The organism is Pseudomonas fluorescens (assembly GCF_001307275.1).
Taxonomy (GTDB): Bacteria; Pseudomonadota; Gammaproteobacteria; order Pseudomonadales; family Pseudomonadaceae; genus Aquipseudomonas; species Aquipseudomonas fluorescens_AA.
In genome coordinates this window covers 1,440,231-1,456,750 of the sequence record NZ_CP012831.1, presented here as the reverse complement: position 1 = coordinate 1,456,750, position 16,520 = coordinate 1,440,231, and the positions used below count along the sequence as shown (strand labels likewise).

13 protein-coding genes and 1 pseudogene are annotated in these 16,520 nt (G+C 60.7%); 10 read left to right on the top strand and 4 right to left on the bottom strand.

Annotated features, from left to right (window positions below; genetic code table 11):
- Window positions 1–49: 49 nt before the first annotated feature.
- The 4 genes from der to AO356_RS06565 all read left to right on the top strand — a co-directional run bounded on the left by der (window position 50) and on the right by AO356_RS06565 (window position 4,166).
- Complete coding sequence (der, locus tag AO356_RS06580) at window positions 50–1,522, top strand: ribosome biogenesis GTPase Der (protein WP_053118638.1); 1,473 nt, start codon at window positions 50–52, stop codon at window positions 1,520–1,522.
- 236 nt (window positions 1,523–1,758) lie between these two features.
- Window positions 1,759–2,907, top strand: a complete 1,149-nt coding sequence (locus AO356_RS06575) for a pyridoxal phosphate-dependent aminotransferase (RefSeq protein ID WP_060739087.1) — start codon at window positions 1,759–1,761, stop codon at window positions 2,905–2,907.
- Window positions 2,895–3,689 (top strand): amidohydrolase, encoded by a 795-nt coding sequence (locus AO356_RS06570; protein ID WP_060739086.1) that lies wholly within the window; start codon window positions 2,895–2,897, stop codon window positions 3,687–3,689. Before AO356_RS06575 ends, AO356_RS06570 begins: the two co-directional genes overlap by 13 nt.
- Window positions 3,690–3,752: 63 nt before the next feature.
- Window positions 3,753–4,166 carry a hypothetical protein gene (locus AO356_RS06565; RefSeq protein ID WP_060739085.1) on the top strand — a complete coding sequence of 138 codons (414 nt, stop codon included), beginning with the start codon at window positions 3,753–3,755 and terminating at the stop codon, window positions 4,164–4,166.
- 190 nt (window positions 4,167–4,356) lie between these two features.
- Here the strand turns inward: AO356_RS06565 and leuA are convergent, their stop codons facing one another.
- The 3 genes from leuA to xseA all read right to left on the bottom strand — a co-directional run bounded on the left by leuA (window position 4,357) and on the right by xseA (window position 8,728).
- Window positions 4,357–6,036: a 2-isopropylmalate synthase gene (gene leuA / locus AO356_RS06560; RefSeq protein ID WP_060739084.1), complete on the bottom strand. Its 1,680-nt coding sequence runs from the start codon at window positions 6,034–6,036 to the stop codon at window positions 4,357–4,359.
- 487 nt (window positions 6,037–6,523) lie between these two features.
- Window positions 6,524–7,345, bottom strand: coding sequence for a peptidoglycan DD-metalloendopeptidase family protein (locus tag AO356_RS06555; RefSeq protein WP_060739083.1), 822 nt, complete (start codon window positions 7,343–7,345; stop codon window positions 6,524–6,526).
- A gap of 3 nt (window positions 7,346–7,348) precedes the next feature.
- Window positions 7,349–8,728, bottom strand: coding sequence for an exodeoxyribonuclease VII large subunit (gene xseA / locus AO356_RS06550; RefSeq protein WP_060739082.1), 1,380 nt, complete (start codon window positions 8,726–8,728; stop codon window positions 7,349–7,351).
- 246 nt (window positions 8,729–8,974) lie between these two features.
- On the opposite strand from xseA, the gene AO356_RS06545 reads away from it, so the two are divergent.
- From AO356_RS06545 to AO356_RS30690, 6 genes and pseudogenes are all read left to right on the top strand, one after another.
- Window positions 8,975–9,742: a sulfite exporter TauE/SafE family protein gene (locus tag AO356_RS06545; RefSeq protein ID WP_060739081.1), complete on the top strand. Its 768-nt coding sequence runs from the start codon at window positions 8,975–8,977 to the stop codon at window positions 9,740–9,742.
- A 66-nt stretch (window positions 9,743–9,808) separates the two neighbouring features.
- Window positions 9,809–10,357 (top strand): hypothetical protein, encoded by a 549-nt coding sequence (locus tag AO356_RS06540; protein ID WP_060739080.1) that lies wholly within the window; start codon window positions 9,809–9,811, stop codon window positions 10,355–10,357.
- Between the two features lie 253 nt (window positions 10,358–10,610).
- Entirely contained in the window at window positions 10,611–12,080 is a 1,470-nt protein-coding gene (gene guaB / locus AO356_RS06535; protein ID WP_060739079.1) for an IMP dehydrogenase, read from the top strand.
- Between the two features lie 79 nt (window positions 12,081–12,159).
- A complete protein-coding gene (gene guaA, locus AO356_RS06530) occupies window positions 12,160–13,737 on the top strand; it encodes a glutamine-hydrolyzing GMP synthase (protein WP_045155136.1) in 1,578 nt (525 codons plus the stop codon).
- Window positions 13,738–14,133: 396 nt separating this feature from the next.
- Window positions 14,134–15,414: a delta-60 repeat domain-containing protein gene (locus AO356_RS06525; RefSeq protein ID WP_060739078.1), complete on the top strand. Its 1,281-nt coding sequence runs from the start codon at window positions 14,134–14,136 to the stop codon at window positions 15,412–15,414.
- A gap of 13 nt (window positions 15,415–15,427) precedes the next feature.
- A pseudogene (locus tag AO356_RS30690) lies at window positions 15,428–15,599 on the top strand (GMP synthase (glutamine-hydrolyzing)); the annotation flags it as partial.
- 192 nt (window positions 15,600–15,791) lie between these two features.
- Here the strand turns inward: AO356_RS30690 and AO356_RS06520 are convergent.
- Window positions 15,792–16,421, bottom strand: a complete 630-nt coding sequence (locus AO356_RS06520) for a TetR/AcrR family transcriptional regulator (protein ID WP_060739077.1) — start codon at window positions 16,419–16,421, stop codon at window positions 15,792–15,794.
- Window positions 16,422–16,520 lie beyond the last annotated feature (99 nt).

The following is a 16,520-nucleotide window of genomic DNA, read 5'->3' as shown; positions in this document are numbered from 1 at the left end:
GCCTCGCAGCGGCTTTTGTATTTTCTGAAATAACGAAGTGGAGAGCCGCATGGTTCCCGTAATCGCCCTGGTGGGCCGACCGAACGTCGGCAAGTCCACCTTGTTCAACCGCCTGACCAGGACTCGCGACGCCATTGTCGGCGACTTGTCCGGTCTGACCCGTGATCGCCAATACGGTGAGGCCAAGTGGCAAGGGCGTACCTATATTCTGGTCGACACCGGCGGCATCTCCGGTGATGAACACGGCATGGACGAAAAAATGGCCGAGCAGTCGCTGCTCGCCATTGAAGAAGCCGATGTGGTGCTGTTCCTGGTAGACGCCAAGGCTGGTTTTACCGCCGCCGACCAGATGATCGCCGAGCATTTGCGCAAGCGTAACAAGCGTTCCTACGTGGTCGCCAACAAGGTCGACAACATCGACCCGGACATGGCCCGCGCCGAGTTCGCACCGTTGGGCATGGGCCAGGCGATCCCGATCGCCGGCGCCCACGGTCGTGGCATCACCCAGATGCTGGAAATCGCCCTGGAGAGTTTCCCCAAGGACGACGCGGAAGAGCCGGAAGAGGGCGAGGAAGAGATCGTTGCCGAGGGCGAGGAAGCCAAGCGCATTCCGGGCCCGAGCGAAAAAGACGGGATCAAGATCGCGATCATCGGCCGTCCCAACGTGGGCAAGTCGACGCTGGTCAACCGCATGCTCGGTGAAGACCGGGTCATCGTCTACGACCAGCCTGGCACCACCCGTGACAGCATCTACATTCCCTTCGAACGTAACGAAGAGAAGTACACGCTGATCGACACCGCTGGTGTGCGCAAGCGCGGCAAGATCCACGAAGAAGTTGAAAAGTTCTCCGTGGTCAAGACCTTGCAGGCGATCAAAGACGCCAACGTGGTGATCTTCGTGATGGACGCCCGCGAAGGCGTGGTCGATCACGACCTGAACCTGCTGGGCTTCGCCCTGGAAGCCGGGCGTGCGCTGGTCATCGCGATCAACAAGTGGGACGGCATGACGCCGAGCGAGCGGGATTTCGTCAAGGTCGAATTGCAGCGCCGGCTGTTCTTCGTCGACTTCGCCGACATCCACTTCATCTCGGCCTTGCACGGCACGGGCGTGGGCAACCTCTACGCTTCGGTGCAGAACTCGTTCAAGTCGGCGGTCACCCGCTGGCCAACCAACCGCCTGACCCAGATCCTCGAAGATGCGGTAGGCGAGCACGCGCCACCGATGGTCAACAACCGTCGGATCAAGCTGCGCTATGCCCACTTGGGTGGTGCCAACCCGCCGATTATCGTGATCCACGGTAACCAGATCGAGAAGGTGCCCAAGTCGTACGTCCGTTACCTGGAAAACACCTATCGCCGCGTCCTGAAGCTGGTCGGCACGCCGATCCGCATCGAGTTCAAGGGTGGCGAGAACCCGTACGAAGGCAACAAGAACACGCTCACCGACCGCCAGGTCAACAAGAAGCGCCGCTTGATGTCGCACCACAAGAAAGCCGACAAGAAGCGCCGCGACAAGCGTTGATCGATAGTCACCGCAGATCCACTGTGGGAGCGAGCTTGCTCGCGATAGCGGCAGTACATCAACAGGGATGCAGGCTGATCCACCGCCATCGCGAGCAAGCTCGCTCCCACAGGGTATGAGTTGTTTCAGTGTGAGAAGGGTGCCCTTTGTGGCACCCTTTTTCATGCCCGGCGATTGGGCTATCCTCGAGCTCTCCCGCGCCGTACCAGAGCCGGGTGCAGAGCAGGGACCCCTCCATGATCACCAGCAAGTTGCCGAACGTCGGCATCACGATTTTCACCCAGATGTCCCAGCTCGCCGCGCAGACGGGTGCGCTGAACCTGTCCCAGGGCTTTCCCGATTTCGATGGCCCGCAGGCCCTGCGCGATGCGGTTGGCCGGCATATTGCTCAAGGCCATAACCAGTACTCACCGATGACCGGCCTGCCGGCGCTGCGCCAGCAGATCGCGGCGAAGATCGCCCGCAGCTACGGCGCCAACGTCGATGCCGATCAAGAGGTCACCGTGACCCCTGGCGCGACCCAGGCGATTTTCTGTGCCATCGCGGCGGTGGTCCACAGCGGTGACGAAGTGATCGTTTTCGACCCTAGCTATGACAGCTACGAGCCTTCCGTTCTATTGGCCGGTGGGCGCTGCATACACGTGCCATTGGGCCTGGATGACTTCGCCATCGACTTCGAGAAGCTCGGCGAAGCCCTGAGCCCGCGCACGCGCATGATCATCCTCAACTCGCCGCACAACCCCAGCGGCGCCCTGATCAGCCGCGCCGAACTCGATCAATTGGCGACGCTGATTCGCGACCGTGACATCTACCTGGTCAGCGATGAGGTCTACGAACACCTGGTGTTCGACGGCGTCGCCCACGCCAGTGTCCTGGCCCACGAAGAACTGTACCGCCGCGCCTTCGTGGTCAGCTCGTTCGGCAAGACCTACCACGTCACTGGCTGGAAAACCGGCTACGTGGTGGCCCCAGCGGCCCTGACGGCAGAGCTGCGCAAGGTGCACCAGTACGTCAGTTTCTGCGGCGTGACGCCGTTGCAGTACGCCCTGGCCGACTACATGGCCGAACATCCGGAGCACGTCGACGAACTGCCGGACTTCTACCAGGCCAAGCGCGACCTGTTCTGCGATCTGCTGGCCCCGTCACGGTTCAGCTTCAAGCGCGTGACCGGCACTTATTTCCAGTTGGTGGATTATTCGCTGATTCGCCCGGACCTCAATGACGTCGACATGGCGGTGTGGATGACCCGCGAGCATGGCGTGGCGACGATTCCGATCTCGGTGTTCTACCAGGACCCACCCCAAGGCCAGCGCCTGGTGCGCCTGTGTTTTGCCAAACGCGAGGAGACGCTGCGCGAAGCGGCGGAAAAACTATGCGTGATTTGAGCGCGTTGCCGGACCTCGACATTGCCCTGGTCCAGACCACCCTGGCCTGGCACGACCGCGAGGCCAACCTGGAGCATTTCGAAGCGCTGCTCGAGCAGGCGCGCGGGGCTGACCTGATCATCCTTCCGGAAATGTTCACCACGGGTTTTTCCATGGAGTCCGAGACCCTGGCGGAGCCGGAAAACGGCCCCACCCGCCGTTGGCTCAAGGACCAGGCGAAGAAACTGGATGCTGTCATCACCGGGAGCGTGATCGTCCAGGCCGGCGACGGCAGCCATCGCAATCGCCTGCTGTGGGCGCGACCGGACGGTGAAGTGCTGCATTACGACAAGCGCCATCTGTTTCGCATGGCCGGCGAGCACAACCACTACACGCCGGGCGAGCGACAGGTGCTGTTCGAACTCAAGGGCTGGCGGATTCGCCCGTTGATTTGCTACGACCTGCGCTTTCCGGTGTGGAGCCGCGACGCCGAGGACACCGACCTGTTGCTGTACACCGCCAACTGGCCCGGAGCGCGGCGTATGCACTGGAATCGGCTGCTGCCGGCCCGGGCGATCGAGAACCTGTGCTACGTGGCGGCGGTCAACCGCGTTGGCACCGACGGCAAGGGCTTCGCCTACACCGGTGACAGCCAGGTGCTGGATTTCCAGGGTGAAACCTTGCTCAGCGCCGGCGACGCGGATGGCGTGTTCACCGTGTGTTTGAATGCGGTGGACCTGGCGGCGTATCGCACGCGGTTCCCGGCGAACCTGGATGCCGATCGCTTCGAATTCACGAATTGAAACGATTCAGCCTCAAGGAACGGTGTTGCGTGCCGATAACCGGTCAGCCAAGGAGAAGTCCCTATGACCAGCATCAGCGCAACCACCGTAAACCCTTATCCGTTGTCAGCCCCTAAAGTCTCCATCCGCGGGACTGAAGAAGAGAAAGCGGTCAGTCCAGTGACATCGACTGACGCCGACGACAAGGACAAGACCCTGCAGGTCGATACCCGCGGCGCGAATGTCGCCGGCGCTCCCGCCAGCGGCGGTGTGGACATCATTGAGCAACTGAAAAAGCAGATCGAGCAGGCCGAAAAACTGCTGGCTCAGCAGCAAGCTCAGTTGGCCCGCGTGCAGAAGAGCCAGGCCAACGAAGAGCAGAAGGCCCAGCAGGCCATGGCCATCCAGACCCAGATCATGGGTACCCAGGCAATGCTGCAAACCTTGCGGGCGTCGTTGTTGCAGGCCATGACCGTTTCTGTCGATACCCATGCCTGACAGTTTGGTTGTCTGACAGGCCGTCATCGCGAGCAAGCTCGCTCCCACAGTGGATCTGTGGCTACCATAAATCCACTGTGGGAGCGAGCTTGCTCGCGATGAGGCCAGTACAGTCAGCACCCAACCATCAGCCAAACAAAAAGGCCCCAAGGTTCACACCCCGGGGCCTTTTTGCATTTCAGCCCAGGAATCAGGCTGCCTTGGCTTCCGGCTGGCTCAGCGACCGGTTCAGCGCACTGAACAGCGCCTTGAAGCTCGCCGTGGTGATGTTCTCATCGATACCCACGCCGTGCACCGCACGCTCGCCGTTGACTCGCAGTTCGATGTAGGCCGCCGCCTTGGCATTGGTGCCGGCGCCGATGGCGTGTTCGTTGTAGTCCATGATCTCCACCGGAATCGGCAGGCCGGCCACCAGCGCTTCCAGGGCGCCGTTGCCCTTGCCGCGCCAGTGCAGGTTGGTCTCGCCCTGGCCCTTGCTCGCCACTTCCACCTCTACGGCGCTGTTGCCGTTCTCTTCCTGCAGGCGATGGCTGACCAGCGCGTACGGGGTGTTGGCTTGCAGGTATTCACGCTGCAGCAGGCCGTGGATCTGCTGGGCGGTCATTTCCAGGCCCAGGCGATCGGTTTCGCGCTGTACCACCTGGCTGAACTCGATCTGCATGCGACGCGGCAGGCTGATGCCGTATTCCTGTTCCAGCAGGTAAGCGATACCGCCTTTGCCCGACTGGCTGTTGACGCGAATCACCGCCTCGTAGCTGCGACCGATGTCGGCCGGGTCGATCGGCAGGTACGGCACTTCCCACAGGGTGTCCGGTTTCTGCTGGGCGAAGCCCTTGCGGATGGCGTCCTGGTGCGAGCCGGAGAACGCGGTGTGGACCAGGTCGCCGACGTACGGATGACGCGGGTGCACCGGGATCTGGTTGCATTCCTCGACCACTTTGCGCACGCCGTCGATGTCGGAGAAGTCCAGCTCCGGGTTGATGCCCTGGGTGTAGAGGTTCAGCGCCACGGTCACCAGGTCGACGTTACCGGTGCGTTCGCCGTTACCGAACAGGCAGCCTTCGACACGGTCGGCGCCGGCCATCAGGCCCAGCTCGGTGGCGGCCACGCCGGTGCCACGGTCGTTGTGGGTGTGCAGGCTGATGAGCACGCTGTCACGCCGGGTGATGTTGCGGTGGAACCACTCGATCTGGTCGGCGTAGATGTTCGGGGTGGCGACTTCCACGGTAGCGGGCAGGTTGAGGATCACCTTGCGCTCGGGCGTCGGGTTCCAGACTTCGATCACCGCGTCGCAGACTTCCTTGGCGAACTCCAGCTCAGTGGCGCTGAAGGTTTCTGGCGAGTATTCGAACTGCCATTGGGTTTCCGGCTGCTGGGCGGCGTATTTGACGAACAGCTTGGCCGCGTTCACCGCGATTTCCTTCACGCCTTCCTTGTCCTGGTTGAACACGATGCGGCGGAACGAAGGGCAGGTGGCGTTGTACAGGTGGACGATGGCTTTTTTCGCACCGCGCAGGGATTCGAAGGTACGGGCGATCAAGTCTTCACGGGCCTGGGTCAGCACCTGGATGGTGGTGTCGTCCGGGATGTGGCCTTCTTCGATGAGGGTGCGCACGAAGTCGAAGTCGGTCTGGGAAGCGGCCGGGAACGATGCCTCGATTTCCTTCACGCCCACCGCGACCAGGGTTTTCCAGAAGCGCAGCTTCTTGACCGCGTCCATCGGCTCGATCAGCGACTGGTTGCCGTCGCGCAGGTCGGAGCTGCACCAGATCGGCGCGGCGGTGATGGTCTTCGACGGCCAAGTGCGATCCGGCAGGTTGATGGTCGGGAAGGCGCGGTATTTGGAAGACGGGTCTTTGAGCATGCTCATGGGGAAATCCTTATTGTCGTGGCCGGAAAAAGGCGGCCTGCCGGTGGTTCGAATGGGGTGGCTTGAAGCCTGGACGAGGTGCCGCGATTCAGCCCGGCAGTCGTGCGCTGACGAGGCACAGGCTGCGGTGCTGGCGAAGCTGGATGAGGGTGTGAGAGGTTTTCATGCTCCAACCCTAACCGCGTGAACGGCGGATCGCAAGCAGTCGGAAAAAATTGAGAGAAGTTTTGCTTTGGGGAGGTTTAGCGAGATTTAATCGCGAGTTCTTCGGAAATTTGTAGTTTTATTGCGTCGATGTTTGTGGCTCGGCAATTCAGGGAGAGACGGTGCTGCTGCTGGCCCCATCGCGAGCAAGCTCGCTCCCACAGGGTAGCTCGGTACTTCTGAAATAGTGCTGAACCTGTGGAAGTAGGTACTTTTAAGAACAGCGTCGTACCTGTGGGAGCCGAGCTTGCTCGCGATGAGGCCAGTCGCCTCAGCACACATCTCAGGGCTGGAACGCCCCGATGAAAATCGCCGGATCCACCCGCGCATCGTTCAGGCTGATATTCCAGTGCATATGCGGCCCGGTCGCGCGGCCGGTGGCACCGACCTTGCCCACCACGGTGCCTCGGGCCAATTGCTGGCCGACCTTCACGTCGATCTTCGACATGTGGCAGAACATGCTGATGAAACCCTGGCCATGGTCGACGAACACCGTATTGCCATTGAAGAAGTAATTGCCGGTGAGGATCACCTTGCCCGCGGCCGGGGTCTTGATCGGTGTACCGGCGGGCACGGCGAAGTCCAGGCCGGCGTGGGGGTTGCGCTCTTCGCCGTTGAAGAAACGACGCACGCCGAACTTGCTCGACAGCGGGCCGTTGACCGGTTTGTCCAGCAACAGGTTGCTGGGGATGTTCGGACTGAAGCTGCGGTAGGCCTTCAGTTGCACCGCCAGCTCGGCGTCGATGCGCTTGAGGTCCGCCGGGTTCGGGTTGACCTGGCGTTTATTCTTCAGGGTGATGTGTTGCTCGGGGTACTTTTTGTAGCCGACCACAAACGGCTGGGTGCCGCCGCCACTGCTGATCTGTTGGGTGCCGGGTTGGACCGTCAGCGGGATGCCGACAATCGCCAGCCAGTTGTCCTGTTCCTTGACCACCAGCACCGGCTTGCCCTGGTAAGTGGCTTTGGGGGCCTGGGCCGCGCTGCCCAGGTCCACCACAGCCACGCCGCCGGGCACTGGCTTGTTCAACAAGCGAGTGATGTAACTGTCGGCGTGGGCGTTGAAGGTCAGGCACAGCAAGAACAATGGGGCGAGATATCGCGGCATGAATCAGTCCAGTAAAGAAAGGGTGACTGGCGTCAGGTGATTGTCTTCGACCCGCACCAGCAGTTCACCTTCGCCGAGCTTGGCGGTCAGGCGCTGGCCGGTCTGGGTTTGCCCGGCGCTGCGGATCGCATGGCCGCGTTCGTCGAGCAAGATGCTGTAGCCGCGGCCGAGGGTCGCCAGGGGGCTGACGATGTGCAGCGTCTGCATCTGGTTGTGCAATTGCACGCGGCGCGCCTTGAGGCCTTCACGCATGGCCCGGGGCAGGCGTTCGGCCAGGCTGTCCAGGCGCTGGCGCAACATGGCCAACTGTCGGCCCGGGTGTTGCCCGGCGAGGCGGGTTTCCAGGCGGATCAGCCGCTCGCGGCGGGTATTGAGGTTGCGTTCGAAGGCCCGGCGCAGGCGCATGTCCAGGTCGTCGAGGCGCTGGGCTTGCTGGCGCAGGCGCTCACCGGGATGACGCAGGCGCCGGGTGAGGCCTTCGAGGCGCAATTGATCGCGCATCAGCCGGTCGCGCATGCGCATCACCAGCCGGCGATGCAGGCTTTCGACCCGGCGCACCAGGTCGCCGGCATCCGGCGCCAGCAGTTCGGCGGCGGCGGACGGGGTCGGGGCGCGAACGTCGGCGACGAAATCGCTGATGGACACGTCGGTTTCATGGCCGACGGCGCTGACGATTGGCGTGACGCAGGCATCCACCGCCCGGGCCACGGCTTCTTCGTTGAAGCACCATAGGTCTTCCAGCGAGCCGCCGCCCCGGGCCAGGATCAGCGCATCGAAGCCACGGGCGTCCGCCAGTTTCAGGGCACGGACGATTTGCCCGGTGGCTTCGCGGCCTTGCACGGCGGTGGGAATCAGGGTCAGGGATATCTGCGGCGCCCGGCGGCGGAACACGCTGATGATGTCGCGGATCACCGCACCCGTGGGCGAACTGATGATGCCGATGCGTTGCGGATGGGCCGGCAACGGCACCTTGCGCTCGGCGCTGAACAGGCCCTCGGCGCTGAGTTTTTCCTTCAGGGCATCGAAGGCCAGGCGCAAGGCGCCATCGCCGGCCGGCTCCACGGTGTCGAGGATCAACTGATAATCGCCACGGCCTTCGAACAGCGAAACCTTGCCGCGGACCTTCACCGCCAGCCCGTCCTTCAAGGCCTGGCGCACCCGCGCGGCATTCTGCCGGAACAGCGCGCAACGTACCTGGGCACCGCTGTCCTTGAGGGTGAAGTACACATGGCCGGAGGCCGGACGGGCAAGGTTGGAAATCTCGCCCTCGACCCAGATGTTGCTGAACACGTCTTCGAGCAACACCCGCGCACGGCCGTTGAGCTGGCTGACAGTCAGGACCTCACGGTCCAGGCCCAGTCGGGCAAAGGGATCTTTAATCATGGGCGGCATGATAAGGGCATTCGCTGGTGAATCTCCATGTGTGGAAACAAATCGGACCGAGTTGTCTTCATCGCGAGCAAGCTCGCTCCCACAGGGATCTTGGGTGGTCGCAAGCTTTGTGAGCATCAGGGATCCATTTGTGGGAGCGAGCTTGCTCGCGATAGTGGTGGAGCTGTCACCACAAATGCTGGATATGCCCCGACACATCTGGCTAAAGTCGCCGCTTCGTCATCAAGGAAGTGCCGGATGAATCTTCTGTCGTGGTTGGGCCAGTGGGCATTTGCCCCCCTGGAATGGCTGGCGATCGGCTCGGCCATCGCCCTGGCCTACATCGTGTTCGGCATCGCCGGGTTCGGCACGGCGCTGGTGGCCGCGCCCATCCTGCTGCTGTTCATGCCCTTGTCGAAGATCATCCCGCTGCTGGTCCTGCTGGATTTTGTCGCGGCCTTCGGCAACCTGTTGCCATCGCGTCGGGACGTGTCCCGGCCGGAGCTGCTGCGGTTGCTGCCGTGCATGGCACTAGGGTGCACCCTGGGGGTGATTTTCCTGCTCAATCTCAAGTCCGACCTGTTGTTGCTGTTGATGGGGCTGTTTATCAGCAGCTATGCCATCTATAGCCTGTTGATAAAAACCCGGCCGACGCAGCTGTCATCGCGGTGGGCGTTTCCGATGGGCACGGTGGGCGGGATGTTCGGGGCGTTGTTTGGCAGTGGCGGCTTTTTATATGCCATCTACTTGAATAGCCGCCTGCCCAAGGACCCGGCCCGGGCCACGCAAAGTGCCTTGATCAGTTGCAGCACGGTGGTGCGCTTGAGCCTGTTTATCGTCGCCGGTGTGTATGCCGAGCTACCCTTGTTGGTACTGGCGTTGTGTTTGTTGCCGGCCATGGCGCTGGGGCTGTGGGTGGGTCGTCGCCTGACCATGAGGTTGTCGCGCGAGGCGTTCGTGCGCTTGGTGACCTGGCTGGTGCTCGCCAGCGGCATTGCCTTGATCGGGCGTTACCTGAGTGCTTGACCTGGCTCGGCCAGGGATTAAGCTGCCGGCCTTTATTCGCCCCCATGGGAACCTCCAGGCCTCGTCATGAATTCGCAAAGCATCATCGTCCCGAAAATTTCCACCCTGCCGGTCCACGAGCCCCGGGCCCGGGCGATCGTGCGCTGGCTGGTGCGCAAAAATATCGTCGAAGAACAACTGACCACCTGCGGGCGCACCGGCAATCGCATGGCCCACGCCATCGCCCCCGGCGCACGGACGGTGGTCCTGCACCCCGATGCCTTGCCGTTCGGCGAAGCGATCAATGGCCTGGAGATCATCACCAAGCGCTGCATCTATACGCCAGCCAAGGGCTTTCTCGAAGAAGCCGGTTGCGCCGAGTGCCGCAAGGAAGTCGGCGAAGCGTTGTTCGAAAGCCTGGAAGACTGGATGCCAGCGCGCACCGACAACTTCACCTGCCCCGAATGCGGCCATGAAGATGACATCAATGGTTTTCTGTTCCTGCAGCCGTGCGGCTTTTCCAACCTGGGGTTCATTTTCAACAACTGGCTGGAGGCGGGGTTCAAGCAGGACTTTCTCGATGAGTTCGCCGATTGGCTCGATCAGCCGGTGAGTTGGGTGAGGGTGGAGTTGTAGGTGAGGAGGCATGCGGTCCCGTGGCGAGGGAGCTTGCTCCCGCTCGGTTGCGCAGCAACCGCCAAAAGCCGGGGCCGCTTCGCAGCCCAGCGGGAGCAAGCTCCCTCGCCACAGGGGTTCTGTGTTGTATGAGAGTGTGGTGGTTTTGCCCCGTCAATCAGCCCGCCAATAATAGGCAGAGTTTTACATTGAGCCAGACGGGGTCCATGAGTATAATGGCGCGCTTCCATTTTCCCGCTCGGGAGCCCCCGCGATGCTGCGTATCAGCCAAGAAGCTCTGACCTTCGACGACATTCTCCTAGTGCCCGGTTATTCCGAAGTACTGCCTAACGAAGTCAGTCTCAAAACCCGTCTCACCCGTGGCATCGAACTGAATATCCCCCTGGTTTCCGCCGCCATGGACACCGTGACCGAAGCCCGTCTGGCCATTGCCATGGCCCAGGAAGGCGGTATCGGTATCATCCACAAGAACATGACCATCGAACAGCAGGCCGCCGAAGTGCGCAAGGTCAAGCGGTTCGAGGCTGGCGTGGTCAAGGATCCGATCACCATCGAGGCTGACGCCACGGTCCGGGATCTGTTCGAACTGACCCGCATGCACAACATCTCCGGCGTTCCGGTACTGCACGATGGCGACCTGGTCGGCATCGTCACCTCCCGTGACGTGCGTTTCGAGAACCGTCTCGATGCTTCCGTTCGCCAAGTGATGACGCCTAAAGAGCGCCTGGTCACGGTCAAGGAAGGCACCAACAAGGACGAAGTCCGCGAGTTGCTGCACAAGCACCGTATCGAGCGCGTGCTGATCGTCGACGACAAGTTCGCCCTCAAGGGCATGATGACCGTCAACGATATCGAAAAAGCCAAGGCCTACCCGCTGGCGAGCAAGGACGACCAGGGTCGTCTGCGTGTCGGCGCCGCGGTCGGCACCGGCAAGGACACCGGCGACCGCGTCGCTGCCCTGGTCAATGCCGGCGTTGACGTGGTGGTGGTCGACACTGCCCACGGTCACTCCAAAGGCGTGATCGACCGCGTTCGCTGGGTCAAGCAGAACTTCCCTGACGTGCAGGTGATCGGCGGCAACATCGCCACCGGCGAAGCCGCCAAGGCCCTGGCCGAAGCCGGCGCCGACGCGGTCAAGGTCGGTATCGGCCCTGGCTCGATCTGCACCACCCGTATCGTCGCCGGTGTCGGCGTGCCGCAGATCAGCGCCATCGCCAACGTCGCCGCCGCCCTTGAAGGCACGGGCGTGCCGTTGATTGCCGACGGCGGTATCCGCTTCTCCGGTGACCTGTCCAAGGCCATTGTCGCCGGTGCCTACTGCGTGATGATGGGTTCGATGTTCGCCGGTACCGAAGAAGCGCCGGGCGAGATCGAGCTGTTCCAGGGCCGTAGCTACAAGGCTTATCGCGGCATGGGTTCGCTGGGCGCCATGTCCCAGGCCCAGGGCTCTTCCGACCGTTACTTCCAGGACTCCTCCGCGGGTGCCGAGAAGCTGGTGCCGGAAGGCATCGAAGGTCGCGTGCCGTATAAAGGCACCCTGAGCGCCATCATCCATCAACTGATGGGCGGCCTGCGTTCCTCAATGGGCTACACCGGCAGCGCCGACATCGAAGAGATGCGTACCAAGCCGGAATTCGTGCGCATCACCGGCGCCGGCATGGCCGAGTCCCATGTCCACGATGTGCAGATCACCAAGGAAGCGCCGAACTACCGCGTAGGTTAAGGCTTCCAGCAAAACGTTAATCACCGGGGCTGTTCATTCAGCCCCGAGTTGTTTCTGATTCACTACATGAGAATGAGTCATGGCCCTCGACATTCACGCTCACCGCATCCTGATCCTCGACTTCGGTTCCCAGTACACCCAGCTGATCGCCCGCCGCGTGCGTGAAATCGGCGTGTACTGCGAACTGCATCCGTTCGACATGGATGACGAAGCGATTCGCGAATTCGCTCCGAAAGGCGTCATCCTCGCCGGCGGCCCCGAGTCCGTGCACGAAGCCGACAGCCCGCGCTGCCCGCAAGCCGTGTTCGACCTGGGCGTGCCGGTCTTCGGTATCTGCTACGGCATGCAGACCATGGCAGAACAACTGGGCGGCAAGGTCGAAGGTTCGGACCTGCGTGAGTTCGGTTATGCCCGCGTCGACGTGGTCGGCAAGAGCCGCCTGCTGGACGGTATCGAAGACCACGTCGACGCCGACGGCCTGTTCGGCCTGGACGTGTGGATGAGCCACGGTGACAAGGTCACCAAGATGCCGGAAGACTTCCACATCCTGGCCAGCACCCCGAGCTGCCCGATCGCCGGCATGTTCAACGATGATCGCCGTTACTACGGCGTGCAGTTCCACCCTGAAGTGACCCACACCAAGCAGGGCGGCCGCATCCTGTCGCGTTTCATCCTCGACATCTGCGGGTGCGAAGCCCTGTGGACTCCGTCGAAAATCGCTGAAGACGCCATCGCCCAAGTCCGCGCCCAGGTCGGCACCGACAACGTGCTGCTGGGCCTGTCCGGCGGCGTCGACTCCTCGGTGGTTGCCGCATTGCTGCACAAGGCCATCGGCGACCAGTTGACCTGCGTCTTCGTCGACAACGGCCTGCTGCGCCTGCACGAAGGTGAGCAAGTGATGGCCATGTTCGCCGAGAACATGGGCGTCAAGGTGATCCGCGCCAACGCCGAAGAGCAGTTCCTGAACAACCTGGCCGGCGAGTCCGACCCGGAGAAGAAACGCAAGATCATCGGCCGCACCTTCATCGACGTGTTCGATGCCGAATCCTGCAAGCTGGACAACATCAAGTACCTGGCCCAGGGCACCATCTACCCCGACGTGATCGAGTCGGCTGGCGCCAAGAGCGGCAAGGCCCACGTGATCAAGTCCCACCACAACGTCGGTGGCCTGCCGGAAGAGATGAACCTCAAGCTGGTCGAGCCGCTGCGCGAACTGTTCAAGGACGAGGTCCGTCGCCTTGGTCTCGAACTGGGCCTGCCCTACGACATGGTCTACCGCCACCCATTCCCGGGCCCGGGCCTGGGCGTGCGGATTCTCGGTGAAGTGAAGAAGGAATACGCCGACCTGCTGCGTCGCGCCGACCACATCTTTATCGAAGAACTGCGCAAGGCCGATTGGTACCACAAGGTCAGCCAGGCGTTCGTGGTGTTCCAACCGGTGAAATCGGTGGGCGTGGTTGGCGATGGCCGTCGTTACGCCTGGGTCGTGGCCCTGCGTGCCGTGGAAACCATCGACTTCATGACTGCTCGCTGGGCACACCTGCCCTATGAGCTGCTGGAGACTGTTTCCGGTCGGATCATCAATGAGATCGAAGGTATTTCCCGCGTCACTTATGACGTGTCGAGCAAGCCGCCAGCGACGATTGAGTGGGAATGATGGGGCGTCCGGCATTGCCGGGCACCAACTAGCAAGAAATGCCCTGGAGCCCGCGTAATTGCGGGCTTTTGGCTTTTTGGGTTGGCAACTTCTGAAAGTTTTGGGCACCGCCAGGCATGGCATGGACGATGGCTGCATTTTCTAACACTGGAAAATCAGTATCGCCCTCAGCGTCATCAACTCGCTGGTGGCACTTATTTCAGATCTAAAAATACTAAAAAAAATGATATCAGTGCAGATTCGACTAAAAAACTGTCATTCCTGACAGCTTACAGAGAATTTTGTGTCCCCCATCATCGTGAGGCAAAGCCAAACCGCAGACACGTAATCTGACTCTCCTATTCCTATGAAGTTACGTCGCTTCTGCATTCTTCGCTGCTCGGAAAGGACATAGGCATGAACTCCAATGGAACAACCGAACGACAACAACCCGGTGACTTCGATCCTGCATTTAACGATGGAAAGCTTGTGGTTATCCCGGGCGAAATCGCAACCACCGTCGCTACTGATGCCGCAGGAAAGATATATGTAGCTGGCGCTGTAGGCGCATTCATGGGCGGCTATATCATCACCGTCCTGAATCCTGACGGTACTCGAAACCGGGATTTCAATAACGGAGAACCGGTTATCGGGGACTTTATGCCTGACGCGTACTCCATGGGCATGGACATTACCGTATTACCCGATGGAAAAATCCTGCTTGCAGGCCTTACTCAAAGTAACTCCTTTGGCGCAATCATGCTTGGGCTTGCCCGCTATCATCCTGACGGTACACTGGATCAGGGTTTCGGTGTTTCCGGGCATGTCGTGCCTCTCTATGACTATGAAAATATCCGCCTACCCGCCTTCATCGCCGAGAAAGACGCAACTCCTGAATACGTCGACTTGAACCCAAGACTGTCCTGTCTTGTTCATAACGGAAATATTTATGTCGCCTTGAAGGGCATACATAACAGACAAAACGTCACGCTCATCATGCACTTTGATGAAGGCGGCCATTTCATAAAAGAGTTCGGCAACAATGGTGCTGTCGTCATTAAACATCCCGGGTCTAACACCGTCTTGACGCAGACACTCCTAATCGACCAACACCTCTATTTGGCGGGTTATCTGGAAACCGACACGAGGATCGTCTGGAGTGCCTGGGCTCGCGTCAACATGAGAGGCGAACTTGACGTCGACTTTGGCGTCAATGGTTTCGTCTTCGGCCCCCAGGGCCCAGGGGAGATCGATAAAGTTGTTCTGCAAAAAAACTCAAAGCTTCTGGGCTGTGGGGGCACTGGCGTTCGCGAAGCGATGTTCGCTTCGAACGGCATGTTGGTGAGTCTGAATCGAGACGGGACCCAGGACATGGATTTCAACGAGGGCAACCCCGTGATTCAACCCACAGTGGATAACAAAGGCTCGTTCTGGGTCGGTTGCGCGATTCAGCCGGACGCCCGCATCGTGACCTGCGGCCTTCTGGCCTATGTGGATATAGAGATAATTGTAGGTCGCCATCTGCCAAATGGGAAACCGGATACTTCTTTCAATGGCAAGGGGTGGAAACCTATCAGCTTGGGCAAAGAGGTGACGCGCGTTGCGATGGCGCTGCAGAACAACAACGCTATTGTTGTCGCAGGCGAAATGCGCACCGACCAAGGAAGCGTTTCTTTTGTTTTTCAACTGCTGGGATAGCCAGCGGCCTTTTGTAGCCCTGCGTGCCGTGGAAACCATCGACTTCATGACCGCTCGCTGGGCACACCTGCCGTAGGGGCTGCTGGAAACCGTTTCCGAGCGCATCATCAACGAAATCGAAGGCATCTCCCGCGTCACGTATGACGTGTCGAGCAAAGCCGACGGCGACGATTGGGTGGGAATGATTGGGTGTCCGGCATTATCCGGCACCGACTAGCAAGAACTGCCCTGGAGCCCGCGTAATGCGGGCTTCTGGCTTTTTGGGGTAAATGCCCTGCTGGGTAATCGATAAGGGAAGGCCCCGGGATCAAATCTCTTGATCAGTCCGATTCCACTGGGTTCTCTCGTGATGCATGAGTGCTTTTCCGGGTACGGTTTTATTTTTCGTGCGCGGCGATGAACATGGCGACGGCCGCCCGGCAATAGGATTCGATTTCGTTGTCGTCCTCTGCCCAGGCCTCATCGAAGCGCGCGATTATCAGGAGATCGGATCCTTTGAACAGCGCGGCAAACAAGCGGGCGGACTGGAGAGGATCGGGCACGTTCAGAACCGCCTTCGCGTGCAACTGACCCAACAGGGCCTCGATCTGGGCAATGACATAGGCGGGGCCGGCTTCGTAATGGCGCTTGCTTAACGATTTTTGATTCGTCTTGTCGGCCATGATCATGGCTTCGACACTGCGCACGTCGGGGCTCAACAACGTGCGAAGCAGGGATGTTCCCACCGCCATGAGCTGATCTGCCGCCGAACCGCCGACGCCTTCAATAAGGGCCTGCGGTGCAAACTGTTGACAGTGGGCCGCGATGGCCGCACTGAACAGCGCCTCCTTGTTCTCGAAGTGCCGATAGATGCTGAGCTTGGATATCTTCGCCCGCTGGGCGACTTTGTCCATTGTCGTCGCTTGAAAACCCAATTCCACAAAAAGTTCGCCCGCGGCGTCGATGATCGTCTGGCCTAGCGCATCGTTGGCGGGCCGGCCGCGTCGGGCCTGACTGTGTTCGGTCATAAAATTCCAGTACTTGACAGTATCTAAATTAGTGGATTATGGTACTTCCTAGTTTCTTAATTGTGCAAGCGATCTCCCTTCATCCACAGCGCGGAGTCC